Origin of the sequence: Carnobacterium sp. 17-4 (genome assembly GCF_000195575.1) — a bacterium.
Classification (GTDB): domain Bacteria; phylum Bacillota; class Bacilli; order Lactobacillales; family Carnobacteriaceae; genus Carnobacterium_B.
This window is the reverse complement of record NC_015391.1, coordinates 1,139,671-1,165,028: the sequence shown is the minus strand read 5'-3', so window position 1 is coordinate 1,165,028 and position 25,358 is coordinate 1,139,671. Positions and strand designations below refer to the sequence as shown.

Sequence of the window (25,358 nt, the reverse complement as noted above, 5' to 3'; positions counted from 1 at the left end):
TTTCAATAAGTTGGTCAGCCTAATTATTTTTAATACAAGTTTGGTAGTGATATACTCCAATTAGGTAATGAAAATTATCTAATCAAAAAATAACACTAACAGAATAGTTTACTTCTTCTTTTCTCAAACTATTCCTATTACGAAAGGAGAAAAAAATGAAAAAATTAAGTATGACTATAACTATGCTAATGGGGTTATTTATTTTAACCAGCTGCGGTACTAGCAATGGAGATGAAGAAGCTTCTTCACAATCTTCTGTTGCACAAAGTAGTTCGGAAGAGTCGGCAGAAAGCACTTCAAGTACAACCAGTTCAGTTGAACAAAGTGAATCAGCGAATTCAAGCAGCTTGGAAGAACCAGCAGAAAGCACTTCAAGTAGTTCAGAAGAAACTACAGAAAGTACTCCAAGCACATCAGAAAATGTCATTAATTCTGAAGAAGAAGCTTTTACTCTCATCAAAGAACAAACTGGAATTGAAGCTGATAATACTGATATCGTCTATGAAGTTGTAGAATCAGATGAAGACTCTTACACATTGAAATTAATAAGCAAATCCTTACAAGAGCAAGGCGGTTCTGGAACTGCTGGTATATATAAAGTTTATAAAGATGGTACTTATGAAGTAATCGCTTAGATAAATTAAACAATAGATTCATTGACGGCCTTACATATAATGTGTAGGGCCGGTTTTTATTCTTATTATAAGTATTATTTTAATAGTAGTTCTATTATCAAGTAGGATACTAATGAATTAATTTAATATATAAAAAAAAGACCCCAAAAAGGAGTCTTGAAGTTTATTGCACTTTATAAACAACTGTTGTAAGTAAAACATGCGGTTCAGTCATAACTTGGTTGACAGAAACAATTTCTCCTTCATTCTCACTTACTTCTCCTAACAATACTTCTAAATCGTTTTGTACGGTTTCGCGCCCTTCAAATTCTCCAATAGGATTACTCGTAACAGTTAAAACTCTATAGTTATACATCATATTTCTCCCTCCTTTCTGGTGCTTATATTATACCAGAAAGCAATCTCAACTCGATGTAGTTAGCTTACTAAAAAATCCACATAAAAGAATAGTTGTACAATAAACCTATGAATCTCAATAGGTAGTTGTGCCTCAAAACATATTTTTTTTATTTTCAGATACACAAGGTACTCTTATAATGCTAAAATCAATTATATACATTCACTGACATTTAAAATATCCTAGAGAACAAATAAGAATAATTTTCCGAGAAAGAACATCACATATATACATACTTAAGTCATATTATGGAGGCTTTTTAATGGAAGGATTTATTTTATTTATAGACGTTCTACAATTCGTTGCAATACCAATTATGCTGATTCAGGCTTTAATTTCATTTGTTAAGAATAGAGCCAACAAATATCAGTGGATCTGTTCGCTAAGTTATGCATTGACTTTCTTTTATCTAGCATCTATCAACTCTAATTCAAATTGGTTGTTTTACGCTGGTTGGCTGTTAATGCTTTTCTCTTTTTTCCTCAACCATGTCGCTGATAGATATAAAGTGGGAGTAAATGTGTTTGATTCAGCTGATACCTCTAAGAAAAGAGCTAAATTATACCAAATCACTCTATATTCAATTCCAACAGTAATCCTGCTCTTTATCTCACTTTATTTTATACTTCCTCAAAACTATTAAGAACAACAAGAGTTTTTTACTCTCTTTTTGAAAACAAAAAATTAAAACTTCTATAGATTTTTTTAGATAAGCTGCCTGACACCTTAATTTTTTTTATTTTTTAGATAATGAATGCATTAAAAAAATGGAGGAATTCAAATGACTGTAGTTAATAAATCGATGTTACAGATCAAAAATGGACGAGAAAAAATTGGTATTGGTTTTGCTGGTTTAGGAGAAATGAAACAAAATGAAGCTGGTTTAGTCTTCTTCAATAAAAAGGATCCTGTTTATTTTGAATTACTTGAATATGTTTTTGATGGTCCCCTCTACAATACTGTTATTGAATCAAAACAGAATAGAATGTCTGTTACTAAAAAAAAAAACAAATCAAAGAAAAAAGCTACGTTAAGGAAAATTATTGGCGGAGCTATTTTGGGAACAATGTTATTCCCAGGAGCAGGCACCATAGTTGGTGCCTATGCTGGAGGAAGAAGTAAGGATAAGAAAAAAGATAAGAATAATTCAGTTACAGAAGATAGTTCTCAGTTTACTAAGACCAAAAAAAGAGTAGAAGTTTCTAGCACAGCTACGTTAAAATTTAAAAAAGTTACAAATTCAGAAGAATTTAGCATACAAATCATTTGTGATTCCTCTAAAAATGCTCAATTAACGAACTTTAAAACTACAAAATCTAAGTCTGCCTCACTTGTATCGATTTCAAAAAGTAATATTGAACAAATAAAAGAATACAAAGAACTTTTAGATCTGGATATTATCAATCAAGAAGAATTTAGCAAAAAGAAAGTAGAGCTATTAAATCTATAAATAAAGATAAGTACTTAATAGACTATTTTCAAAATTAAATTAGACACTTAGTGAATAACAAATAAATACCTACTACATTTTTTCAAACTATTTTTTATTGGAAATATACTATTTTTATCGTGAGTATGGCTACTCTGATTATATTTTCCAACTTAAATTTTAATTTAAGTTCATAATAATTCGTAATTCTAATATTGTGTGCGATACTTCTACAAAGGAGATGTCATAACATGAAATTAGTTATTACATTTATTGATGGAGAAGAACTTGAACTGATTGAGTCTTCAATTCTTAATGGTTACGTTACTACACATAAACAGAATAAAAAAAACGGACTCGAGAAAATATTTTCAAACTCGTTTGATGGTTTACATACAAATGTTTTTTCTTTAATCGCTACTAGTACACCTCAGTTAGGCTATGCTAGTTTAATTAGTGAAGCAGATTGGATTACAGTAGGAAAAAATAGTGAATTTGCTACTTTTTATAAAACTTCATCTATTAAATCTATTTCACGAAAATTAATGTAACTATAAACGTTAATATACTGCACCCAAAAAGTTAGAGAGAAAAATCTGATTTTTTGGGTGCAGTTTTTTTGTGATTACTTCTGTGTGTTCTTAATTAGAATTACATTATTTGTCTAGCTTAATTTTATATTCGGAGTAGTACAAACTGTTTATTTTATTCCTTTGTTTCTTCTTTTATTATCTAAAATAATTTTTAATGCACGTTTCTTTGTTTTTATATTTGGACTTTTCATTCTTCGTCTAGCGCTCGCTAAATCTTGTTTTTCAGACATCATGCCCTCTCCTTATCTTTAATTCCATTAAATATGGTCAACTAGTAACTGTTTATATTTTCTAAATGATGCTGTTTATTATTTAACAGCTTACTAAAACCTAAAGTATTACCAGCTGGCTTTTTTCACACCGGGTATAAGTCCAGCATGAGCCAGATTCCTGAACGTAATTCTAGACATACCAAATTTGCGCATGTAACCTCTTGGTCGACCATCTATAAGATCACGATGATGCAAACGGGTTGGTGAAGCATCGCGAGGCAACTTCTGTAAAGCTGTATAGTCCCCATCTGCTTTTAGCTCTTTTCGAATAACAGCATATTTTTCAACTGTTGCTTGTTGGCGTTTATGTTTTTCAATTTTACTTTTTTTAGCCATTATTCATTTCCTCATTTCCTATTTATATAATATTAGCACCTAAAAATTGATAAACCAATAAAGCCATTTTATAATTAATAATCTTTATTTCTTATATATCCGAGATGAAATTCTCAAAAGCAATCTCCCTTACGATTCCTGATGCTACTTTACTTCCGGAGCTTGCTGAGTGAACGAGTTGTTCTCCGAATGTTGCATTAATGTCTCCAGCTGCATAAATATTTTTGAAAGATGTGCCTCCAAATTCATCCGTTTGAATTCTTCCTACATCATTTAATTTTACCGAAAGATTTTTAGCAAAAGTCATGTTCAATTCAAACCGAGGTACTAAAAATCCTCCATAAACTTCTATCGATTGGCTGTTGTGTAAATTGATTTCACCTTTACTATCCTCTTTTTCAATGGATTCAATTTTATCCTCAAACAATTCAATCTCATTTTTGGCAAGAATTGATTTAATAGAATCAGCAACTTTCATTCCATTCGTGAAAACAGTTAATTGTTTGCTCCAATGAAAAATCATTGTTGAAAAATGTACTATATGTTCTTCTTGTTCGACAATGATAGCTAATTTCTGATCTTTCAACTCCCAACCATCACAAAAAGGGCAATTAAAAAATAGATCTCCATATACTGACTTTAACCCTTTAATATTAGGAAGAGTTTCTTTCAAACCTGTTGCTAAAATAATTCGTTTTGTTTCAAAATTATTTTTTAGCGTTTCAATGATAAAAAAAGAACTTTGATCAGAAATATCGGCAACAGTATCAGATATCAGTTGAATATTTGAGTATTTTAGTAGGTCTTTTTTTGCTTTTTCTCTGATAGCGAACGGAGATAAGCTGTCATTCGTGATAAATCCATGTGATTCATTTGTTACTTTATTACGCGGGTCGTCATTGTCGATTAAAAGAACATTAAGTTTGGCTCTCCCTAAAACAAGTGCTGCACTAAGACCTGCAGGGCCTCCTCCAATAATCACGCAATCATATACCATAAACATTCTCCTTTTTATAAATAGTTTATATGATTCATACTTTCTACTTTGTTTCTTTAATGCAACTCTAAGTTAGTATTTACAAGAAAGATAAATTAAATTTATGTATAAGAAAAAAAGACTTATACAAAAGAGAAAAAAAATTTTATAACTAAATGAACTAACAAATTTCTTTATACAAGGTTTTCTTTCTTAATTTAGGAGAGTACTTCATTAATTCTAATCGTTCTGGTTGAGTTCGTTTATTTTTAGTTGTGTGATAATTCCTCTCACCTGTTTCAACAATTTCAAGTATCACTTTTACTTGCATATAAAGTCCACCTTTCTTTTTTAAAACGTAATGATTACGTTTTAAAAATAGCACAGTTTAATAATCCCGTCAACTTAAATATTCAAAAGAGCATTACTTTTTAATTTGAGCGTCTGTTTAAGATGACGCCCGCCTTACAATTTTGCAACATGATTTTTATTTGAAAACAAATAAACCTTCCGTTAAAAATAGTATAAAAATTATTTTTAACGGAAGGTTATCAAAAGGATGCCATTATGTATATGAATTAATGTTTAATTTTAAATTTAAGGCTTTTTAAATCATTAGAAAAAACCTTGTGCAATATGCAATAGGTTAACTAACTATGGAATAAACTCAGGTACCTCCGATTGTAAAATCAATTTTCCAATTTTAATTTTTATTTGTTCATTTCTATTAACCTTAAAAATTTTTCTATTGTTTCCACTTCTCTTACCTGAATCCTTTTCAAATAAATCAAATAAAACGGATGAACTACATTAAAATCACTTAACGGAATCTTTTTTAAGATGCCTTTTTTCAGTTCTTCTTCAACAGCTTTCTGATACACAAAAGTAATACCTAAATTTTTTTCGACCAATTTTTTTATTGCACCGATACTCCCAATCGTCATGACTTTCGAAAAGCTATCTAAATGGATTCCTTTATTTTTTATGGCTGTTTCGAAAATAAGCCGTGATCCAGATCCTTCTTCACGCACCAAAAGAGACGTAGAAAATACTTCATTGATGCTTTGTTCCTTTTCCCATAAAGGACTGTCCCCGGAACAAACAGCGATAAACGGTTCCTCAGTAATCTTTTTAAATTCAAATACCGATTGATTGAATTCTCCTTCCACCAGTGCAAAATCGATTTTCCCATGTTCCAATAGTTCGATCAAGTGTTGAGTGTTGTCCGTTACCATCGAAATATTATGTGTTGGATATTGATTTAAATACAACTCAATGAGGTCCGGCATCATATATTCCCCAATCGTCAAAGAAGCTCCAAATATAAGAGTAGTGTGTTCTACAGTAGAGGCCAATTGTTTTTGCACCTTAGTAATCTCTCTTTGCAGCAAATAAAGATCCTTTTGCAGTTGCTTGCCTTTAGCTGTTAAGGACAGTTGTCTGTTTTCATAGCGAATCAGTTCGACCCCTAATTCCTGCTGCAAATACTGGATGTGTTGAGTGACAGCGGGTTGAGTAATGTGCAGTCTTTTGGCTGTTGCTGTGTAATTCATTTCTTCTGTCAGCGTAAGAAACGTTTGGTATCGGTAATCTAGCATCTCAAACAGCTCCTCCATAATATTATCTTATAAAGATATAATAAATGATTATTTTATTTTATACAAATTACCTTATATGATAATCCTATAAACAAAGGATTGAAGGAGGTTTAATATGTATACTCAAATGAAAAATAACCGTTCCATCTTGCCTGGTCTAATGATCAGCATCATAATTTCATTCATCAGTCAGTATTTGACCAACTTTATACCGAACATAGGTGCAGCATTGATCGCTATTTTTCTAGGTATCCTATTAGGGAATACTTTTTTAAACAAACCTTACTTAAAAAGTGGAACCAAGTTTTCCGAAAAAGCACTCCTAGAGTGGTCGATCGTATTAAACGGCATAATTTTAGATTTTCAAATCATCAAGCAAGTTGGTTTTACCGGATTTATTTTTGTGATTCTCCAAATGGTCTTGACGATATTATTTGCTTATTGGATCGGTCGAACTATGAAGTTCAATAAAAAGATGTCTTTATTGATGGGTGCGGGTAACGCAGTATGTGGCTCTTCTGCTATCGGGACCGTTTCTCCGGTGATTGAAGCTGATAAGAAAGATAAAGCCATGTCTATTACTATAGTCAATGTCATCGGAACGATATTGATGGTTCTATTGCCTATCCTTTCTTCTGTTCTGTATCAAAATGAAGTCGTTCAAACATCTGCTTTGATTGGAGGAACGGTCCAATCTATAGGACAAGTCGTTGCTTCAGCTAAGTTGGTCAGCGTCGACGTAACCAATTTGTCCATTGTCTTTAAACTCATGAGAGTTCTCCTCATTGTTGGTGTAGCCTTATGTTTCAGCAAATTAAATACCCAAGAGGAAGAATCGCTATTTTCTAAAACGACTACTCGCTCAACTTCTGAAGTGAAAAAGAATTCTAGTCTAATGACTGTTCCTTGGTTTATTATCGGCTTCTTCTTTTTGTTCGTACTTAGAAGCTTTTTGCCTCTGCCTTCCCTAATGATCCACAGCTCGGAAGTCATCAGCAATCAATTTGAGATTACTGCTTTAGCTGCGATTGGATTACAGGTTAAGTTCTCAGATATCTTAAAAGAAGGACCTCGAACGATGTTATACGGTTTACTGATTGGCTTCTTCCAAATCGTATTGGCTGTTGTATTAATTACTTGGCTGTTCTGATAGAATTATTTAGTAGATATAAAAAGTCGTTTTACATCAATGATTCCAGTAGTTAGTTGCACGTAGAGGAAAAATTTCAAGTAAGGAGAGCATAGAAATGAAACAAGAAACTATCTTAAGAAAGATGATGCCTGAAGATTATGATTCTATTTTGGATTTAGTGATTAACACTTGGGATTATCGGTCATGGGTCCCAAACAATTTAGTAGCTCCAATGGCCGATTTTTTTCTAAGTGATTTATTACTAGAATCAGATGATGTTTTTGTTGCTCAAATAGACGATAATATAGTAGGAATTGTAGCATCCGGCTTAGTAGACCAAACCAATATTCAGAAAATCAGTACTAGGAAGAATATTTCTTCATTGGAAAAAATTTTACGCATTACTGAACCTGATTCTATCTTTTTGAAATACATTCAAACGCTGGAAATCAATGAATTTCTTTTAGAAAAAAGCCAGAAAAATTATGACGCCGGTTTAAATTTGCTTATCGTGAAAAAAGAATTTAAAGGATTGGGCATTGGGGGACTGTTGTATAATCATTTTTATGATTACCTTAAACAACATAAAGCAGAGAATTTCTATTTGTTTACCGACAACTCTTCTAATTATCATTACTATGAACACAAAGGTCTATCCCGCGTAGCTGAGAAAAAATATTATTGGGAACCAGGAAATAATGATACCTTAGAAATTTACTATCTATATGAAGGAACACTAAACTTATCCAACAAAACAAATTAACCGTTCCAGTTCAAAGTTTATTTTATGAATATATGAATGACATACAAGCAGTTGAGCTGATTCGTCATCTACAACTTTCTTATGCTCCACATGTGTTCGATCGAATACTTTTTTACCTAATAGCGTTAATTTTTCGTAACCTTCGATTTCCATATAAATTCCTCTTGCATTCATATAGCTTGTTCCATTTGCGTACCCTTAATATAACAATAATCCGGCCATTTCGAAATTCATACGCATGTGAACAAAAAAGCCCAGAACCACAAAGGGTTCTGAGCTCATTTCATTGTTAAATTATCGTTCGTCCATAAACGCTTTTGCTGTATATTGGGCTTGCTGAATCGTTTGCCCGGCATCATTATTCTCATGTTGTGTTCCACCAATTAATAGACCGAGGAAGAATAAATTATCCATACGTCCATATTGTTGGTTAATCACACGACACTGTGGCCAATCGACTAAGATAAATTTCCCATTCACATGTGGCATAATTAAGCGGCGATGGAACAGATTTTTAATTAACTCAGAGTGTTTAGTCAGTATTTCAATATTGTTTATAAAACCTGTTGCGTTAACGACAATATCAGCTTCGGCTTCGCTATCTTCCGTCACAAATTGGAAGCGACCATTTTCTAAAGCATTTACTTCTTTCAAACCAGCAACAGTTTCTACTTTACCCGCATCGATTAATTCAAATAACCGCTGATAGCTGTAGTAAGGTACTTTCATTTTGAAAAACAACATACTCTGATGATAGTTTTTCATATACTCTTGTTGGTCTTCACCTGACAATGCATTATATAAATGCGGAAGATTTGGAACAGAAGTAGCCGCGTATTTCTGAACAGCTGCCAATTCCTGGTCTTTCATATCAAATGCTTTGCGGAAAACGTCTAGCGTTCCTGATTTATAACGATTATAAACTGCCATTGGCTCAGCATTCTCTTGTTTTAAATCATCTTTAATCGTATCGAGTATGACTTGGAGCGGAATAAAACCATTGTGTACTTCTTTTTGTTCTTCCACCCAATCTTTTGTTAAGTGATATGTAAAATCATCCTTCTCATAAGGAATAGCTACACAGTAAAACGGTTCTTTTAAATCATAAAATGTTAGAGGTTGCTCTAATTCATAATTAGACGTGAAGAAACGCATCAAGTCAACACCTGTAGCACCACTTCCAACAACCGAAATCTTTTGATTATTGTCAAAATTTGCTAGTTTTTCTTTCATTGGGTAAGGGTTATGAATATAATTTTCAGTACCTTTTAAATCATAGAAATCATTGTATTCAGGATGTCCGACTGAAAAGAATACAGCATCATAGACACCATCTTGCCAGCCGTTTTCCGTTTTAATACGGTACACAAAATTGCCGTCTTGTGTATCATCTGCTGGTTCTTTTGTTGCAGCATCTAGCACTTCAACGTCAACAACAGTATTTTGAACGTGGTGTACTTGTTCGTGCGTATAGAATGGGGAAAAGCGCTCCACTAAATATTTTCCATAATGTGGCCGTGAAACGAGTTGCTCAAAATTCGTTGGTTCTTTAAAATGACTTTCTAACCATTCCGTAAAATCTAATTCATTATTTTCATCCACACTCAAAACATCCGAAGAGGTGTTTAACATAATTGATTCGTCGTCAGTTGGTTCATAAGGTAAACCTGAGCCTAGAGACTGACGGGGTTCATAGACATCAATTAAGTCATCCGCTTGGAAATTCGGATGGGTTATTAAACTTTTTAATACATTGGAACCAGAAATTCCAGCTCCTACAATAGCAATATCCATTGTTATCCTCCTGTAACTACAAAACTAATCCATCTAATTATACCTGAACAATTCATACTTTTAAATATCAAGTTATTTTAGTCGTTATTTTTCAATTTCGAATCGGTTTATCGAAATTAAAATGTTTTTATCGATTTTCAAAGCTAAAGAAATTTTTTTTAGTCTCATCCCACGAATTTTGGGCGCGCTTCTCCCTAGGCCATTTAAACGGTTTAAAAAAAACAGGTTCTTTAAATGTACTGCCGAATCCTTTGGGTTTTCCTGAATACGGCATCAAACTCTCGCTTATAAACATGGGAACTTGATAGTTTTAAGTAGATTTGTCTTGCCGTAGTGACGAGATTTCCAACCACTTTAAACAGACGAAGACGTATCTTATTCACTTGGAGTCCTTTTGATTTTGGTTCAAAACATATGGTACGCAATAAATTAACCACACTGTATGCCAAGAGACTAAAAAAACAGCGTGAGTCCGTTGCCTCACGCTGCCTAAATCAGATTTTATTTTTAACTAAATTTAGCTCATCCACACCTTGAAATACATTCAGACGCTGGAAATCAATGAATTTCTTTTAGAAAAAAGCCAGGAAAATTATGATGCTGGTTTAAATTTGCTTATCGTGAAAGAAGAATTTAAAGGATTGGGTATTGGAGGACTGTTGTACAATCATTTTTATGATTACCTTAAACAACATCAAGCAGAGAATTTCTATTTGTTTACCGACAACTCTTCTAATTATCATTACTATGAACATAAAAGTCTATCCCGCGTAGCTGAGAAAAAATATTATTGGGAACCAGTAAATAATGATACTTTAGAAATTTACTATCTATATGAAGGAACACTAAACTTATCCGACTAAACAAATTAACCGTTCCAGTCCAAAGATTATTTTACAATTTAGAAAGAAAAGCAGGCAGAATCAATCCTAAATTTATCCACTTTAGAGTTGATTATGCCTATAAAGTACAGTGTTATCTAACTTGTCTTTGCAAAACGCTCCAGGTTTTCCAATGTGGAATTCAACCCATCAAGATGAGCTTCCTTTTTGATGCCTTTAGGGACATTTTCAGCGACAATCGTTACTTTTGTGCTTGAGACTGCTTCCTCAAAGTACCAGGTCATCACCATATGCCCTACAAAGGCAGGGTCATCTGACTCAAATACACCAGCCTCTACGATTTTCTTATCGGGTATCAATTCGATAAAGGTACCTTCTAAAGTGTCTGAGTTTTCAGTTGTTTTACCTTGAACAGCATATTCATCCTCGTAGATGAGTGTTAATTGAAATCTCCCACCTATTACTGGTTCAAACAGACTTATTTCTCCTCTCATACCCTCCGGAGGCAACCATTTAACTAAAGAATTTGGATCCATAAATGCTTGATAAAGTTTTTGTGGCGAAGCATCAATTACTTTTGAGACAGTGTCAATCCTTCCACTCTTCAGATTGTTTTCCATGATAAACGCTCCTTTATCAATAAAATCGACTCTTTTACTTTTTTAAAGTATACCACCATAAGTAGAGAGATTCTTCTAGAATGTTTTAATCTTCAACAATATCAATATATTCTTATGTCAGCAGCAAATTGAGTATGCTAGTTTTCATTCACAAAAAAAGAACTGCCATATAGACAATTATTTTTAATATATAACGTTATATTAACGTTTTTAGTATTGAGACGCTGTATGAGCTTTCTTAAGACCTGGTTTTTTATTTGACGTCTTGAATGGGTATGAAAAGACTTGATATGACAGTATTTTGAAAAGAATCATATTGGAGGAATTTGAATAGACTCGAACCTAATGTGTTCTAATTTTGGGTTCTAAAATTGGTAGTATATTTCGTTGCTTTATTTTATATAATCAAGTTTCTAGCTCAACTTATATTACCACTGAATACAAATAAAAAAATGTTTAATTTATTTGTAGGAAATTAAGTATGATACTAGTCTAGATACTTCTATTTTAATCGATGTGTCTATTTATTTTCCGATATTTGAGACAATCATTTAGACTTTCCTGTTATAATTTAATTATTACCTAGGATTGAAGAACAGGAGAATAAAAATGACCCTAAAAAATCACATTGAGCAAATTTTTAAGGATAATACCCAATATATAAACCCTAGTCAAGCTGTGAATCAAGCTAGTTCCTTAGATGCGTTATCTGGAGATCTTTATACAGATTCGACAAGATTTATCTATGAACTTTTACAAAATGCTGACGACTCTTCATCAAATAACAATTTAATTAAAGTATGGATTAAAATCTTCGATGAATATTTAGTTATCGCTCACTCAGGAACCCCATTCAATATACAAGACATTCGTGGAATTTGTAATGTAAATAATGGTACAAAAAAATCTGATATTACTAAAACTGGTTATAAAGGAATTGGATTTAAATCAGTATTTGGGCAGTCTAATTATGTAACAATTTATACTAATAATGAATATCTTAGGTTTGATTCATCGTATAAACATAAATGGGACTGGGAAAAATCTCAAGAAGAATGGGAAATTAATAATGGTAGAGCGTTCCAATTTCCTTGGCAAATTATTCCTATATACACTAAAGAAGAAGAAATTCCAAAACACATCACTCAATTTATAAAAGGAATTAATGCCAATGTTTCAACAATAGTCAAGTTAAATAACGCTAGTGAAACATCTATATCAGTTGAAAAAATATCTCAGAATACAAATTTATTTTTATTCTTAAAAAACATATGTGAAATAACTTTTGATATTGAAAAGTTAAGTACTGTTAAAATTAATAGACCATCAAAAGATAAAATTTCCATTCAAAAAAATAATAGCGAGGAAATTAATTGGTTGGCAAACACTATTCAACTACCTGTTCCAACAAATGTAAAAAATATTTTGATGAAAGAAAAAAACATACCCGATAAATTAATTAATGCTTCTTCAATAGAATTAACTTTAGTAGCTAAATTAGGTAAAAACGGAATTAGTAAATTAAGCCAAGGCGATAAACTGCTATATTCTTATTTACCAACCGATGAACGTAATTATCCTTTGCCAGTATTAGTTAATACCAATTTTCTTACATCTGCCAATAGAGAATCTCTTCATATAGATTCAAAATGGAATCAATGGATTTTCAAAGAAATTGCTATAGAAATTTTTAAATGGATTTCAAAATTAGCTTTAAGCGAATTTAAGTCTCAAGCATATCAGCTAATACCTTCTGAGCTTACTGATAATGATTTAGGTAAAGAATTTAACAGTGGCATTAAAGATGCCCTTAATGAAATTCCATTCATACTCTCCAAAGAAGATGAACTTCTCAAAGTTGAGGAGACCATTGTTGACTATACTTTGTTATCTGATAAATCATTTATAGATTCTCAGAAAATAAAAAATTTCGTATCCAACTGTGGTCCGGATGAAAAAAAGAATATACCTAAAAAATTTGCTAAAGACTTTCAATATTTTCGTAATTTTAAACTACTAGGAGCAAAAAGCTTTGAGTGGAAAAACTTAAAAAACTTTTTAATGTCTCCATACTTTCGTCAATCTCACACTATTGATAGAAATATCGAATTAATAAAGTTTCTTAAAAAAGTTGCTAATTCAGAAAGGTTTGAAGAAGTTTCTACTCAGTTTGTTACAGGACTTCCTTTTGTTTGGGATCATAAAAATGTGCTGAATTATCCAAATCAAGTTTGTTTTCCAGAGGCAGGTGACAAGAATTGGCAAAACAAAGATAATGAACTATCATTCATTCACCCTTCACTACTACAATGGTTATCAGAAGATTTAGAAACTAGAAGATGGTTAGAAGATTTAGGGATGACTGAAAAAACAGATATAACTTATATTACTCAAAAAATAATACCCAACATTGAAACTTACATTACTAAAGAAAATGCTATTACTATTGTTAGAGAATTATTCAATTTATATAAAAATGGATCTCTATCTAAAGAAATACTACAACAATTAAATGGACTAAAATTACTAACCACTACTGGTTTTCTTCATTCGGCAAAAGATTGTTATTTTTCGAATTATTATAATCCGAGATTAAAAATTGAAGATTTACTAGAAATAGATAATTTAATAAGTGAATTGTATTGTACTAACCTCAATGAAAAAGATGATTGGAAAATTTTCTTTAAACATCTTGGAGTAGAGGAAGGGATTTCAAAAAAAATATTAAAAGATAAATTCTCTAGTTCAAGTACTGATATAGATATAATCAGCGCTTATTTTAATACAGATGATAAAAAATTTAAACCCTTTGTTTCAGAATTTACTGCAAACGAGTTTAGCAATATCACAACTTTAAAGCTTAGCAAATTTACTGAAAATAATTTTAAATTTGCTTCCCCTTTTTGGTCAGATTATATTAATAACTTCAATCCTGACAATATAGAGATTCCTGCGATAGCTTTTTGGGGACGTAATAATTATGAAGGCCGTACAACTGGGGATAAAATACAAAATTATGTTCCTTGGTTGATCAGAAATAAAAAATGCATACCAACACTTTCAAATACATGTGAAACTACACATGAAGTATTTCTTAACACAAATGATATTAAAGATATATCTTCAAAATATTTACCTGTTTTTAATGGTCCAGATTTAACTTCAGATTGGAGAGCTTTTTTCGGATTTAAAACCTCACTATGTCTCAATGATTATTTAACAATACTCGAAAAAATTTCTAATGATATGGATGATAATGGTCGAATAAAGAAATCAAATATTGAAAGAGTTCAATTGATCTATGAAATCTTATTAGATAAATGTGTTAATTGGAGCTCTTCTGAAATTGAAATAGTCAGTAAATGGGCTGAAAATGAGAGCTTGTTAAATACAAAAATGGGATTCAGTGAATGTAAAAATCTGAAATGTTTTATTTATGGCAATGAGTCTATTTTTCAAGATCAATATATTTTCATACTACTCAACGCTGAAAATAGAAAAAATCCCCATTTAGAAATTTTATTCCAGTACTTTGGGGTGCAACTGCTTAAACAAGATGAATTCCAATTAATTTCTACCAAAAAGGAAGAATGTGTACCTCTAAAAAGTAATTTACAATCTATTATTCCTTACTTATTGCTTTGGATTAATAGTGGCTCCTATGCTGATAATTTAAGTATTAACATTGAAAAATTAAATAATATGATTAGTTCATTGATGATTTTTCAATCTGATAAACTAGAAATCACTTATGAAGGGATTAATTTTGTAAAAAGTGTAAATACTCATTATTCAAATTCTACTTTATATGTGACTAATCCATGGAATAGCAATAGTGTATTTTTAAACCTATCAAATATTCTTTGTAATTATCTTGAGTTAACTGGACATGAAGAAAAGTTGGATTTTCTATTAAGATCAACAAAAGAAGAAATTCATGACTATTTTATACAAGAAGAGCTAGGTATTCCTGAGCAAAGTCTGTATGATGATTTGTCCGATAGCCAAACAACAAAAAATATTAATTCGTTTAAAGATATACGAAATGCAATAGATACAGAAAATGTACGTCCTGAATTTTTCCATTTATCTAGATCTGATTATAACTCAATGCTTTATGTTGAAAGTTTAATTTCTAGAGCAATTCCAAATATACTTGCTCACCTGGGAAAATTACCTGAATATGATTGTTCTCATCACTATAATATTACTGATAGTATAATTGGAGGTATAACTAAAAATGGAAACAACGTAACAATCGTTGCCCGTCCCTCTGATAATCATCAAGTATTAATTTACTACACTTCTGAGTTTGATGTTCTAGAACATGTTGATGCAGAACTTTGGTATGAGGATGGGATAAATGTTCCCAAAAAAATTACTCTTGGACAACTTTTGAAAACAACAGGTATAAATAGAATACCAATAAATAATATTGATATAACAGAATACAATTGGGAATATTTAGAGCAAAAAACTAAATCTGAAGTATTTGATTTTAATGCAGTTCCATTCGATCCTTATAGAATAGCTCAGATTACGTCTTCTTTTGCTAATACTGAAGGTGGAAAATTGATTTTCGGTATGAAAGAAATAGATATGAATAAAAATGAAATAGTTGGACTTAGTGACGATTTTCCAATGTTAGACATTATACAAAAATCGATTTCTTTACTTTCTATAACTCCAGTTGTCACTTATAACTGGATAGAAAATGATGATAAAAAAATATTTATAATAGAAACAAAAAAAGCAGAGGAAGAAATTCTCCTTGAAGGTAAAAAATATACTCGTCAAGGTATCCAAAGTATTCATGAAAGAAAAGAAATTCAATTAATTGAACCAGAATATAATAGAACCGTAGCTGTTATTATTGCAATTGAAGAGTATGCTCCTAGATCGAGCAATCAAATATCTAAAGTTAAATATGCGAAAGATGATGCATATTTGTTTAAACAAATGTTAGAAGAAAGTATGCATATCACCGAAGATGATATCACAATGATTATTAACGAAAAGGCTTTAAAATCTAATTTAGAATATGATTTAAAAGGCTTGTTCGCTTCTTTGACTGAACAAGACAGATTAATTTTCTATTATGTTGGGCATGGATTCCATAACGGAGTTACTAATTACTTATCAACTTATGATATGCATCCATCCAATATAAATGAAACTGCGATCTCTTTACAACATATGTTACTCAATCCTTTACAAGAATCTAAATGTAAAAATGCTCTTATTTTTATAGACGCTTGTGCACAAGCTTTTCAAAATCCAATGCAGAGAAACAGTATTACTGATTTAAACGATGAAGAAATTAGAGTTCTTATTAGTGAATTTCCCTACTATGCAACTTTCTTATCATGCCAACCCGGTGAAAGTTCTTATTCTAGTGATGAGTTAAAACATGGAATATGGACATATCATTTAGTTGATGCAATGAATGGTAATGTATCGAATATTCTTTTGGAAAAGAAATATCTTACAGATATATCATTACAAGAGTATCTTTCAAAAAAAGTTACAATATATACAAAAGAAGAACTTAACTATGAACAAAATCCAAAAGCAGTCTTAGATTCCAGTAGATCAAGTATTATTGTTAAAATTAAGAAAGATATATCTTTTAAATGATTAAATAGGTATGAAAAGACTTGTTATAATATCTTTAAAAAAATTCGTATTGAATGAGTTTAATTACATTTGAATCTAATATATTCTAAAATTGGTAGTATATTTCGTTTATTCTATCTATTAAAAATTAAATTTTAAAGGTGATTAGAAAAACATTCTAGTCACTTTTTTTATCTGCTTAATTGTTCTAAATTACTTTAAAGCAAATTTAGATTTCACCTCTTAAATATTAACTGGTAATCTATGAATATACTATACTTATTCACTTCAGTAGTTTAGATCCAAGTCTTCTTATGTATATTTTTACTATCTGTAATTGTTGATAAAATTTTGTGTTTTATCTATATATAATGATTGTATTGATATTAATAATTTTCATACTCTTGTAGAAAGTTTTGAAACTTTTACTTTATTTTATTGGTAAGTATTTATAAACCATATTATTTGATTTAGGAAAATTGTTTTCAAATCCTAAACTATGATAAAAGTTAATTAATTCAATTTGATTTAGTTCGTTTTCTATTTTTTCTATAGCAGTACTAGCAAACAATGTTAACTCTGAAAATCTTTGAACTTCCCCCCAGGCAATTGCTTTTTTCATCATGTAAGTAGCAATCCCTTGGTTTCTATACTCTTTAGCTACACAGACCTTTTCTATCTTTGCTTGATTCTCAATAATTAATCCAAATTCCAATTTACCAATAAGAGTTGCAAAACTTTCATATTGAAGACTGAATCCTAGATCAAACATCCATTGCTCAGCTGGACAATCTAACTTATAGATATAAATTGCAGTAACATTTGTGATATCCAATTGATCAATGACTATATGGTTAGTTCCTTCTAGAATATGCTTATGATGCTCTTTACAACGTTTATCGTTAACTCTCTGTTGTTCAACTATTTTTTTATAATAAGAAAGCTCTTTTATTTCTTGTTTGTAAAAAGAAAGCTCATATAGTAATTTTTCTTTCTTAGAGTTTCGATAAAACATTAATTTTCTCTCCTTTAAACTAACTATAATTTCCACCTATATTATACTTATTATTGAGAAGTGTTATAATTAAAATAACATATTTTTTATTTTTTTCCTTAATATAATAAATTATTCCGTAAATTTGCATTATATTAAATAAAAGGAGATAGTTATGAAAAAGATATTCGAACAAGGCGAATTTAAGAATTATTCTCAACATAATTTAAATGAAGCAAGAGCATCAATAAAAAAAAGCTATCAGTTCTCAGAAACTAAAACTACAATTTTTATTTCACATAAGCATGATGAACTAGAAAATCTTAAAGATATATTAGGATTTTTGGAAAAAAATTTTGATGTGAAAGTTTACATTGATAGTAAAGATCCTTCACTCCCAACAATTACATCTGGAGAAACAGCTTCAAGAATAAAAAAAAGAATTAATGATTGCGACAAGTTTATATTACTTGCTACAAATGGAGCTATTGAATCAAAATGGTGTAATTGGGAATTAGGTTTTGGTGACGCAAAAAAGTTCGAAAAAAATATTGCCTTGTTTCCTATGAAGCCGGCAGAAACATCTGATTGGAGTTATAAAGGCTCGGAGTATATGTCTATTTATCCTTATATTACGTTTTTTGATGGGTCTGAAACTGATATTGATGGAAACTTTGTTCCAAAAGGATATTATATTTTTACTGATAAAAAAGATGGTACCTATATAACCTCTTTCAAAGAATGGCTTTTAGAAAAATAATTTTACTAGCATTTTATAATTTGAGAACAAGGAGTGCATTAAAATAGCAACTATAGAAGAATTTATACGGGAATATACTAGAGCCGTATCAGAAGGTTATGCTGCTGTATTCGCAGGTGCTGGGTTATCCAGAAGCTCGGGATATGTTAGTTGGAAAGAACTTGTACGCCCACTTGCTAAAGATATCGGATTAAATGTTGATAAAGAAGATGATTTAATTGCAGTTGCACAATACTATAAGAATGTTCGAGGAAATAGATCTGGTATCAATTCAAAAATTTTAAATGAATTTAATAAAGAAGTAGAAATTAATGAAAATGTCGAAATTATTACTAGATTACCTATTTCGACTTATTGGACCACCAATTATGATGATCTTATAGAAAAAGGCCTAGAATTGAATGATAGAAAAGCTGATATAAAGATGACACAGCAGTCATTAGCAGATAATATTTATGATAGAGATGCTGTTGTCTATAAAATGCATGGAGATTCGAAATTACCTGCTCAAGCAGTTTTAACTAAAGATGATTACGAGATTTACGAAAACGAACGACCTCTTTTTAGAACCGTACTACAAGGTGACTTAGTGTCGAAAACATTTGTTTTTATTGGGTTTAGTTTTGAAGATCCTAATCTAAATTATGTTCTTGGTCAAATTCGAGTTCTCTTAAAGGAATCAACTCGTGATCATTATTGCTTTTTCGAAAAAGTAAAACAAGAAAAAGGAGAAATACAAGAAGACTTCTTGTATCGAAAAGCTAAACAGAAATTACGTATAGAGGATCTGCAACGGTATGGTATACAAGCTATTACCTTAGATAGTTATTCAGAAATTACAAACTTATTATCTGAAATTGAAAATGGATATCTCCGAAAAAATATTTTTATTTCTGGTAGTGCATCAATATTTTCAGAACCTTGGACTAAAGAGAAGTGTGAAAGTTTAGCATATTTATTATCAAAAGAACTAGTTTGCAAGAATTATAAAGTTATTTCAGGTTTTGGTTTAGGAATTGGTTCTTCTGTTGTTAATGGTGCATTAGAAGAAATTATGTCTAGTAAATTTAAACACATTGATGAACATCTTTCTTTAAGGCCTTTTCCACAAACAATTAACGGACTTATCCCAAAAGAAGATAAATGGAAAAAATATCGAACTGATATGATCAGTCAATCTGGAATTGCTATCTTTATGTTTGGTAATAAACTTAAAGATGAAAATCCTGAGATAGCAAGGGGGGTTTTAGATGAGTATGAAATTGCTAAAAAAAACAACGTCGCATTGATTCCAATCGGAAGCACTGGATGGGCAGCTAGAGAAATATTTAATGAAGTCAGTCAAAATATTTCTGATTACCCCTATTTAGAAGAACATATTGATATCCTTAGTAAAAGTAATGATCAAACACAATTGATTAATACTATTTTAAAAATTATAGACAGTTTACAAGTATTTTAGCTTATTAAGGAGGAGAATTTATGGCAATAAGACAAGTATTTTTCAGTTTTCATTTTTCGAATGATGTTTGGAGAACTGGTCAAATTAGAAATATCGGTGTTGTAGAAAGTCAACCAATTTTTTCTGATAACGGTTGGGAAAAAGTTCGTTTAAAAAGCGATACATCTATTAAATCTTGGATTGATAATGAAATGAAAAAACGCTCATGTCTCGTTGTTCTTATAGGTAGCGAGACGTCTTCAAGAAAATGGGTTCGTTATGAAATTGAGCAAGCTTGGAAACAAGGAAAAGGTATTGTAGGTATCTATATTCATAATCTTGAAGATATAGAGGGCAAGCAATCTTCAAAAGGAGCTAATCCGTTCAAAAATTTCTGTATAGACAAAACATTTAATTATATTGCACAGCATGATTTACCCGCAGATTCTAATGAAATAAGACTTAGTTCGATTTGTAGTACTTATGAATCAAGTTATCAAACAAGTAAGTATGTATACAAAGATATAAAAGATAATATAGAACTATTGATTGAAGAAGCTATTCAGATTCGCAATAGATACCCAAAATAAATTAACAATATTTTTCGTTAATCATTAAACGCACTATTTTTTAAGACGCTCAAAAATGAGCGTCTTTTTTCTTATACTAATTTTATATCTAAAGGAGTTAATATTATGATACTTGTAAAACAAGTGCGCTCTCCCCCCTTCCGCAAGTATTACAGCATTTTTATTCAAAAACTAATTAGACATTTAAAGAAGGAATGAGGAAAAACATATGGAACTAAATTTACTTGGATAGATAGTATATCATTTAACAACTATAATTGTTCTTTTTCCGTTGGGGTTGAAGACTTTGCAATTTTGTTTATGACCTTCACGACTGATCCAACAGGTGTGAGCGTTATAGCTATTTTCAAAAGTTTATTCAAAATGTTTTCCTTCTTCAAATTTTTTTGAATTAGATAATCTCTTTAAAGAAGGTGATACCATTGAAATTAATGCATGTTCAAGCTGTTTATTTTTCACTTAATTTAGTTTCAGAAGACAAACATAATTTTGATTTAATTATTGAATGCAACGGTGAAAGGTTTTCTGCTGATTGGAAACCCCAGTCAAATATTGTTACGTCAATTAAATTTTCAGACAACGAAAGTTATGAAAATTATTTTTTAGAAGGTCAAGACTATAGAATTGTTTCTATAAAAGTTTCAAAAAATTAGATTCATATTTTAATTTGTTATAGGTTCATTCGAGACTGGCGTATGCTTCTTCATACGTTAGATCTCGATTTTTTAATTTTCCAACGATAGCTTCACCAGCTAGTTCAACCTCTTTTGAAAAACCAAACTCTGAAACATTATTTTGTATTTTAAATTTCTTTAAATATTCTTCTTTTTCCACTCTTCTCACCACTTCCGTATTTCTTCTGCTTTTATTCCTATAATTTCGTATTTTGTGGGGTTTCAATACGGTAACTTATAAGAATTTAATTTTATATTTACTAACTAACGAAATTTTAGTGTCTCCGAAAAGTATCAAATGGAAATGCGAAAAATTAGAGATAAACTGCAATTCGATTTTTCATTTCATTCGTTTCGACACACTCACGCTACTATGTTGTTAGAGAACGGAGCTAAAATGAAAGATGTTCAAGAAAGACTTGGGCACTCTCTTATTTCTACTACTATGGATATATATGCTCACGTAGCTGAGAAAACAAAAAAAAGAAACAGTGATATATTTGAAAATTATTTAAATAATGATTTATAATTTGCTTACTTATAAAACAAAAATTGCCAACATTCGACCTAAAAATCAAGTCAATGTTGGCAATTTCTTTTATTTAGTTGTACGAATCCAGATAAAACATTGTTATATCAACCTTTTACTCGTCATCCATCTTAAGAACGGACATGAACGCCTCTTGAGGTACTTCAACTGATCCGACTTGTTTCATACGTTTTTTACCAGCTTTTTGTTTCTTCAATAGTTTTTGACGACGGGTTACGTCACCACCATAAAGTTTAGCTGTAACGTCTTTACGTAAAGCTTTGATGTTTGAACGCGCAACAATTTTTTGTCCGATTGCTGCTTGAACAGGAATTTCGAATTGGTGTCTTGGAATAATCGTCTTCAATTGATCAACGATCGCTTTTCCACGGTTGAAAGCAAAGTCTTTATGGACGATAAATCCTAAAGCATCTACTTTTTCGCCGTTTAATAGAATATCCATCTTAGATAGAGCACTCTTCTTATAGCCAATCATTTCGTAGTCTAAAGAAGCATAGCCTTTAGTACTTGATTTTAATTTATCGAAGAAATCATATACGATTTCAGATAATGGAATTTCATAAACCACGTTTACTCGGTTATCATCCATGTAATCCATCGTTAAGAAGTCGCCACGTTTGCGTTGTGCGATTTCCATAACTGCACCAACGTAATCATTTGGAACCATGATTGTTGCTTTTACATAAGGTTCTTCGATCGATTCAATTACACCTGGTTCAGGCATTTCAGCTGGATTTGCTACGACTTTTTGAGTACCATCTGTCAAGTTTGCATGATAGATAACAGACGGAGCTGTTGTAATCAAATCTAAGTTAAATTCACGTTCAAGGCGTTCTTGGATAACGTCCATGTGTAAGAGTCCTAAGAACCCACAACGGTACCCAAATCCAAGCGCTTGTGAAGTTTCAGCTTCGAATTGAAGTGCTGCATCATTTAATTGTAATTTGTCTAGAGCGTCTCTTAAATCGCCATAACGAGAAGAATCAATTGGGTACATTCCACAATAAACCATTGGCGTCATTTTACGGTATCCTTCTAATGATTCTGTAGCCGGATTGTCAGCTAATGTAATAGTATCCCCAACTCGAGTATCTTGGACTGTTTTGATATTTGCAGTAACATATCCAACATCTCCAACCATTAGGAATTCGCGTTTGATCGGTTTAGGTGAAAAGATCCCAACTTCAGCTACTTCAAATGTTTTTCCATTACTCATCATTTTCATAGTATCGCCAGGTTTGATCATACCTTCCATCACGCGGATGTTTAAGACAACTCCACGATAAGCATCGTAAGCAGAATCAAATATCAAAGCTTTCAAAGGATTGTCTGTATCGCCAACTGGAGCAGGAACTCTTTCAACGATTTGTTCTAAGATATCTTCGATCCCAATACCTGCTTTAGCACTCGCTAAAACTGCATCGCTTGCATCGATTCCAATTACATCTTCAATCTCAGCACGAACACGTTCTGGATCTGCAGCTGGCAAATCAATTTTATTGATAACAGGTATAATCTCAAGGTCATTGTCTAAAGCAAGATAAACGTTAGCCAGTGTTTGAGCTTCGATTCCTTGTGCTGCATCAACAACTAGAATCGCCCCTTCACACGCTGCTAAACTTCTTGAAACTTCGTACGTGAAATCGACGTGTCCTGGTGTATCGATTAAGTGTAACGTATATGTTTCTCCATCTTTTGCAGTATAGTTCAATTCAATCGCGTTTAATTTGATCGTGATGCCTCGTTCACGTTCAAGATCCATCGAGTCCAATAATTGTGCTTGCATATCACGGTCAGCAACTGTGTGCGTCATTTGTAGGATACGATCTGCTAAAGTCGATTTTCCATGGTCAATATGGGCAATAATGGAAAAATTCCGAATGCGTTTTTGTCTTTCATTTAATTCCTGTTTATTCATCTAGTCGTGCCTACCTTCTTTATTTATTCCGAAAAAGTGTCACTGTAAATTATACCAGTGAAAAGCTTGAATTACAATGAGTTGGCTCAAACTAGATCTTAAGACGAAAGAAAAACCTAAGCATTAGCTCAGGCTTTTCTTTGTGTTTTAAATAAAACTCATACTTATTTAAAAAAATCGGTTCATTTCTTTTTCTTATCTGCTTTAAATGCATCTTTTACTTTATCAAAAATCGAACCATCTTGTTCTTCGACTTCCATACCGCTAGATTTAGCGAACTGTCTCAACAAGTCTGTTTGTTCTTTTGTTAAGTTTTTCGGAGTCATTAATTTAACTTTCACGTGTTGGTCTCCTGTACCAGTACCACGCAATTTTGGTGCTCCTTTGCCTCTCAAGCGGAAATTCGTTCCAGTTTGTGTTCCAGCAGGTATTTTTAATTTAACCTTACCATGAACGGTTGGAACTTCCACTTCATCCCCTAAAGATGCTTGGACGATATTAATTGGCAATTCGTAATAAATTTCTGATCCATCTCGATCAAATTGGTTGCTAGCTTTAACACGGAAAACAACATAAAGATCACCATAAGGTCCGCCATTTTTACCGGCTTCCCCTTGTCCATTTAAGCGCATTTGATTTCCATCTTCAACACCTGCAGGAACAGTAACTTTAACAGTATGTTTGTCTTTCGTATGTCCAGAACCATGACAAGTTGGACAAGCTTCTTTAATTTCTTGACCAGTACCATGACAAACATCACATGTTTGACGTGTCATTACTCGGCCAAGTGGTGTATTTCGTTCAACATTTAATGAACCTGTACCATGACATTTAGAACAAGTTACAGGGTGTGTGCCTGGTTTAGCTCCGTCACCATGACACGTTTTACATTCTTCTTCACGGTTATAACTGATGGTGGTTTCTTTACCGAAAATAGCTTCTTCAAATTCAAGGTTGATTGTGTATTGTAAATCATCTCCTTGACGAGGAGCGTTTGGATTTTGCGAACGACCGCCGCCACCAAAGAACGATTCAAAAATATCTTCGAATCCACCACCGCCGCCGAATCCACCAAAGCCTCCGCCGCCGTAACCGCCGCCACCTGCTCCAAAGTTTGGATCCGTGCTTGCATGTCCATATTGGTCATATGCCGCGCGTTTGTCAGGGTTACTTAATACTTCATAAGCTTCCGCAACTTCTTTAAATTTTTCTTCAGATCCAGCTTCTTTATTAATATCCGGATGGAACTTTTTTGATAATTTTCTGTATGCCTTTTTTATTTCATCATCAGAAGCACCTTTTGATACTCCTAATACTTCATATAAATCTCTTTTAGCCATAATTTCCCTCCATCGTCACTTGACAATTTTTTAATGTATCCTCAAATTCACCTTCATGAGCATAGCATATCTAGAAGAAAAAGCCAAA

General features: G+C 31.7%; 26 protein-coding genes and 1 pseudogene. 13 read left to right on the top strand and 14 right to left on the bottom strand.

Translation table 11 applies throughout. The features are described from left to right. Window positions 1–155 precede the first annotated feature (155 nt). Window positions 156–635 (top strand): hypothetical protein, encoded by a 480-nt coding sequence (locus CAR_RS05650; protein ID WP_041556289.1) that lies wholly within the window; start codon window positions 156–158, stop codon window positions 633–635. A gap of 163 nt (window positions 636–798) precedes the next feature. On the opposite strand, the gene CAR_RS05645 is transcribed toward CAR_RS05650, so the two are convergent. Next, window positions 799–993: a hypothetical protein gene (locus tag CAR_RS05645; RefSeq protein WP_013710757.1), complete on the bottom strand. Its 195-nt coding sequence runs from the start codon at window positions 991–993 to the stop codon at window positions 799–801. A gap of 301 nt (window positions 994–1,294) precedes the next feature. Here CAR_RS05645 and CAR_RS05640 point away from each other — a divergent pair, with 301 nt between their 5' ends. From CAR_RS05640 to CAR_RS05630, 3 genes are all read left to right on the top strand, one after another. After that, complete coding sequence (locus tag CAR_RS05640) at window positions 1,295–1,675, top strand: hypothetical protein (protein ID WP_013710756.1); 381 nt, start codon at window positions 1,295–1,297, stop codon at window positions 1,673–1,675. Window positions 1,676–1,813: 138 nt separating this feature from the next. Beyond that, window positions 1,814–2,482: an SHOCT domain-containing protein gene (locus CAR_RS05635; protein ID WP_148229388.1), complete on the top strand. Its 669-nt coding sequence runs from the start codon at window positions 1,814–1,816 to the stop codon at window positions 2,480–2,482. A 230-nt stretch (window positions 2,483–2,712) separates the two neighbouring features. Beyond that, window positions 2,713–3,012 carry a hypothetical protein gene (locus tag CAR_RS05630; RefSeq protein ID WP_013710754.1) on the top strand — a complete coding sequence of 100 codons (300 nt, stop codon included), beginning with the start codon at window positions 2,713–2,715 and terminating at the stop codon, window positions 3,010–3,012. A gap of 149 nt (window positions 3,013–3,161) precedes the next feature. On the opposite strand, the gene CAR_RS13160 is transcribed toward CAR_RS05630, so the two are convergent. From CAR_RS13160 to CAR_RS05610, 5 genes are all read right to left on the bottom strand, one after another. Further along, window positions 3,162–3,284, bottom strand: a complete 123-nt coding sequence (locus tag CAR_RS13160) for a putative metal homeostasis protein (protein WP_158305246.1) — start codon at window positions 3,282–3,284, stop codon at window positions 3,162–3,164. A 108-nt stretch (window positions 3,285–3,392) separates the two neighbouring features. Further along, complete coding sequence (gene rpsN, locus CAR_RS05625; protein WP_013710752.1) at window positions 3,393–3,662, bottom strand: 30S ribosomal protein S14; 270 nt, start codon at window positions 3,660–3,662, stop codon at window positions 3,393–3,395. A gap of 91 nt (window positions 3,663–3,753) precedes the next feature. Continuing rightward, on the bottom strand, window positions 3,754–4,659 hold the full coding sequence (locus CAR_RS05620) for an NAD(P)/FAD-dependent oxidoreductase (protein ID WP_041556287.1): 906 nt from the start codon (window positions 4,657–4,659) through the stop codon (window positions 3,754–3,756). Window positions 4,660–4,819: 160 nt separating this feature from the next. Continuing rightward, entirely contained in the window at window positions 4,820–4,969 is a 150-nt protein-coding gene (rpmG, locus tag CAR_RS05615) for a 50S ribosomal protein L33 (protein ID WP_013710750.1), read from the bottom strand. A gap of 379 nt (window positions 4,970–5,348) precedes the next feature. Further along, window positions 5,349–6,236, bottom strand: a complete 888-nt coding sequence (locus tag CAR_RS05610) for a LysR family transcriptional regulator (protein ID WP_158305245.1) — start codon at window positions 6,234–6,236, stop codon at window positions 5,349–5,351. Between the two features lie 115 nt (window positions 6,237–6,351). Here CAR_RS05610 and CAR_RS05605 point away from each other — a divergent pair, with 115 nt between their 5' ends. Continuing rightward, on the top strand, window positions 6,352–7,386 hold the full coding sequence (locus CAR_RS05605; protein ID WP_013710748.1) for a YeiH family protein: 1,035 nt from the start codon (window positions 6,352–6,354) through the stop codon (window positions 7,384–7,386). Between the two features lie 97 nt (window positions 7,387–7,483). Beyond that, a complete protein-coding gene (locus tag CAR_RS05600; RefSeq protein WP_013710747.1) occupies window positions 7,484–8,131 on the top strand; it encodes a GNAT family N-acetyltransferase in 648 nt (215 codons plus the stop codon). Here CAR_RS05600 and CAR_RS13155 read toward each other — a convergent pair. The 3 genes and pseudogenes from CAR_RS13155 to CAR_RS13455 form a co-directional block, all read right to left on the bottom strand. Continuing rightward, on the bottom strand, window positions 8,111–8,284 hold the full coding sequence (locus CAR_RS13155; RefSeq protein WP_158305244.1) for a hypothetical protein: 174 nt from the start codon (window positions 8,282–8,284) through the stop codon (window positions 8,111–8,113). The genes CAR_RS05600 and CAR_RS13155 overlap by 21 nt on opposite strands. 141 nt (window positions 8,285–8,425) lie before the next feature. Then, window positions 8,426–9,925 carry an FAD/NAD(P)-binding protein gene (locus CAR_RS05595; protein WP_013710745.1) on the bottom strand — a complete coding sequence of 500 codons (1,500 nt, stop codon included), beginning with the start codon at window positions 9,923–9,925 and terminating at the stop codon, window positions 8,426–8,428. A gap of 230 nt (window positions 9,926–10,155) precedes the next feature. Further along, a pseudogene (locus tag CAR_RS13455) lies at window positions 10,156–10,386 on the bottom strand (transposase); the annotation flags it as partial. A 72-nt stretch (window positions 10,387–10,458) separates the two neighbouring features. Between CAR_RS13455 and CAR_RS05590 the strand changes: the two are divergent. Then, complete coding sequence (locus tag CAR_RS05590) at window positions 10,459–10,788, top strand: GNAT family N-acetyltransferase (RefSeq protein WP_013710744.1); 330 nt, start codon at window positions 10,459–10,461, stop codon at window positions 10,786–10,788. A 116-nt stretch (window positions 10,789–10,904) separates the two neighbouring features. On the opposite strand, the gene CAR_RS05585 is transcribed toward CAR_RS05590, so the two are convergent. Then, window positions 10,905–11,387: an SRPBCC domain-containing protein gene (locus tag CAR_RS05585; RefSeq protein ID WP_013710743.1), complete on the bottom strand. Its 483-nt coding sequence runs from the start codon at window positions 11,385–11,387 to the stop codon at window positions 10,905–10,907. Between the two features lie 609 nt (window positions 11,388–11,996). Here CAR_RS05585 and CAR_RS05580 point away from each other — a divergent pair. After that, complete coding sequence (locus CAR_RS05580) at window positions 11,997–17,024, top strand: sacsin N-terminal ATP-binding-like domain-containing protein (RefSeq protein WP_013710742.1); 5,028 nt, start codon at window positions 11,997–11,999, stop codon at window positions 17,022–17,024. 409 nt (window positions 17,025–17,433) lie between these two features. Here CAR_RS05580 and CAR_RS05575 read toward each other — a convergent pair whose 3' ends face one another. Further along, window positions 17,434–18,018: a GNAT family N-acetyltransferase gene (locus tag CAR_RS05575; RefSeq protein WP_013710741.1), complete on the bottom strand. Its 585-nt coding sequence runs from the start codon at window positions 18,016–18,018 to the stop codon at window positions 17,434–17,436. A 154-nt stretch (window positions 18,019–18,172) separates the two neighbouring features. On the opposite strand from CAR_RS05575, the gene CAR_RS05570 reads away from it, so the two are divergent. From CAR_RS05570 to CAR_RS05555, 4 genes are all read left to right on the top strand, one after another. After that, a complete protein-coding gene (locus CAR_RS05570; RefSeq protein WP_013710740.1) occupies window positions 18,173–18,757 on the top strand; it encodes a toll/interleukin-1 receptor domain-containing protein in 585 nt (194 codons plus the stop codon). 37 nt (window positions 18,758–18,794) lie between these two features. Continuing rightward, a complete protein-coding gene (locus CAR_RS05565) occupies window positions 18,795–20,219 on the top strand; it encodes an SIR2 family protein (protein ID WP_202945006.1) in 1,425 nt (474 codons plus the stop codon). A 20-nt stretch (window positions 20,220–20,239) separates the two neighbouring features. After that, a complete protein-coding gene (locus CAR_RS05560) occupies window positions 20,240–20,788 on the top strand; it encodes a TIR domain-containing protein (protein ID WP_013710738.1) in 549 nt (182 codons plus the stop codon). A gap of 422 nt (window positions 20,789–21,210) precedes the next feature. Then, window positions 21,211–21,441 (top strand): hypothetical protein, encoded by a 231-nt coding sequence (locus CAR_RS05555; RefSeq protein ID WP_041556284.1) that lies wholly within the window; start codon window positions 21,211–21,213, stop codon window positions 21,439–21,441. Window positions 21,442–21,466: 25 nt separating this feature from the next. Here CAR_RS05555 and CAR_RS13195 read toward each other — a convergent pair whose 3' ends face one another. Continuing rightward, window positions 21,467–21,622, bottom strand: coding sequence for a hypothetical protein (locus CAR_RS13195; protein ID WP_162467526.1), 156 nt, complete (start codon window positions 21,620–21,622; stop codon window positions 21,467–21,469). A gap of 138 nt (window positions 21,623–21,760) precedes the next feature. On the opposite strand from CAR_RS13195, the gene CAR_RS05545 reads away from it, so the two are divergent. Beyond that, window positions 21,761–21,991: a tyrosine-type recombinase/integrase gene (locus CAR_RS05545; protein WP_041556282.1), complete on the top strand. Its 231-nt coding sequence runs from the start codon at window positions 21,761–21,763 to the stop codon at window positions 21,989–21,991. 115 nt (window positions 21,992–22,106) lie between these two features. On the opposite strand, the gene lepA is transcribed toward CAR_RS05545, so the two are convergent. Together lepA and dnaJ are read right to left on the bottom strand one after the other, a co-directional pair. Continuing rightward, window positions 22,107–23,930, bottom strand: a complete 1,824-nt coding sequence (gene lepA / locus CAR_RS05540; protein WP_013710735.1) for a translation elongation factor 4 — start codon at window positions 23,928–23,930, stop codon at window positions 22,107–22,109. Between the two features lie 182 nt (window positions 23,931–24,112). After that, window positions 24,113–25,273: a molecular chaperone DnaJ gene (dnaJ, locus tag CAR_RS05535; protein ID WP_148229387.1), complete on the bottom strand. Its 1,161-nt coding sequence runs from the start codon at window positions 25,271–25,273 to the stop codon at window positions 24,113–24,115. Window positions 25,274–25,358: the final 85 nt, after the last annotated feature.

What these genes read in the sequence shown, in the direction of transcription:
- CAR_RS05585 (WP_013710743.1), bottom strand. Translation starts at nt 11,387, where the DNA reads ATGGAAAACAATCTGAAGAGTGGAAGGATTGACACTGTCTCAAAAGTA.
- CAR_RS05560 (WP_013710738.1), top strand. Translation starts at nt 20,240, where the DNA reads ATGGCAATAAGACAAGTATTTTTCAGTTTTCATTTTTCGAATGATGTT.
- CAR_RS13160 (WP_158305246.1), bottom strand. Translation starts at nt 3,284, where the DNA reads ATGTCTGAAAAACAAGATTTAGCGAGCGCTAGACGAAGAATGAAAAGT.
- CAR_RS05650 (WP_041556289.1), top strand. Translation starts at nt 156, where the DNA reads ATGAAAAAATTAAGTATGACTATAACTATGCTAATGGGGTTATTTATT.
- CAR_RS05610 (WP_158305245.1), bottom strand. Translation starts at nt 6,236, where the DNA reads ATGCTAGATTACCGATACCAAACGTTTCTTACGCTGACAGAAGAAATG.
- CAR_RS05575 (WP_013710741.1), bottom strand. Translation starts at nt 18,018, where the DNA reads ATGTTTTATCGAAACTCTAAGAAAGAAAAATTACTATATGAGCTTTCT.
- CAR_RS13155 (WP_158305244.1), bottom strand. Translation starts at nt 8,284, where the DNA reads ATGGAAATCGAAGGTTACGAAAAATTAACGCTATTAGGTAAAAAAGTA.
- CAR_RS05630 (WP_013710754.1), top strand. Translation starts at nt 2,713, where the DNA reads ATGAAATTAGTTATTACATTTATTGATGGAGAAGAACTTGAACTGATT.
- CAR_RS05640 (WP_013710756.1), top strand. Translation starts at nt 1,295, where the DNA reads ATGGAAGGATTTATTTTATTTATAGACGTTCTACAATTCGTTGCAATA.
- rpsN (WP_013710752.1), bottom strand. Translation starts at nt 3,662, where the DNA reads ATGGCTAAAAAAAGTAAAATTGAAAAACATAAACGCCAACAAGCAACA.
- CAR_RS05580 (WP_013710742.1), top strand. Translation starts at nt 11,997, where the DNA reads ATGACCCTAAAAAATCACATTGAGCAAATTTTTAAGGATAATACCCAA.
- CAR_RS05600 (WP_013710747.1), top strand. Translation starts at nt 7,484, where the DNA reads ATGAAACAAGAAACTATCTTAAGAAAGATGATGCCTGAAGATTATGAT.
- CAR_RS05545 (WP_041556282.1), top strand. Translation starts at nt 21,761, where the DNA reads ATGGAAATGCGAAAAATTAGAGATAAACTGCAATTCGATTTTTCATTT.
- CAR_RS05605 (WP_013710748.1), top strand. Translation starts at nt 6,352, where the DNA reads ATGTATACTCAAATGAAAAATAACCGTTCCATCTTGCCTGGTCTAATG.
- CAR_RS05635 (WP_148229388.1), top strand. Translation starts at nt 1,814, where the DNA reads ATGACTGTAGTTAATAAATCGATGTTACAGATCAAAAATGGACGAGAA.
- CAR_RS05595 (WP_013710745.1), bottom strand. Translation starts at nt 9,925, where the DNA reads ATGGATATTGCTATTGTAGGAGCTGGAATTTCTGGTTCCAATGTATTA.
- CAR_RS05570 (WP_013710740.1), top strand. Translation starts at nt 18,173, where the DNA reads ATGAAAAAGATATTCGAACAAGGCGAATTTAAGAATTATTCTCAACAT.
- CAR_RS05620 (WP_041556287.1), bottom strand. Translation starts at nt 4,659, where the DNA reads ATGGTATATGATTGCGTGATTATTGGAGGAGGCCCTGCAGGTCTTAGT.
- rpmG (WP_013710750.1), bottom strand. Translation starts at nt 4,969, where the DNA reads ATGCAAGTAAAAGTGATACTTGAAATTGTTGAAACAGGTGAGAGGAAT.
- lepA (WP_013710735.1), bottom strand. Translation starts at nt 23,930, where the DNA reads ATGAATAAACAGGAATTAAATGAAAGACAAAAACGCATTCGGAATTTT.
- CAR_RS05645 (WP_013710757.1), bottom strand. Translation starts at nt 993, where the DNA reads ATGATGTATAACTATAGAGTTTTAACTGTTACGAGTAATCCTATTGGA.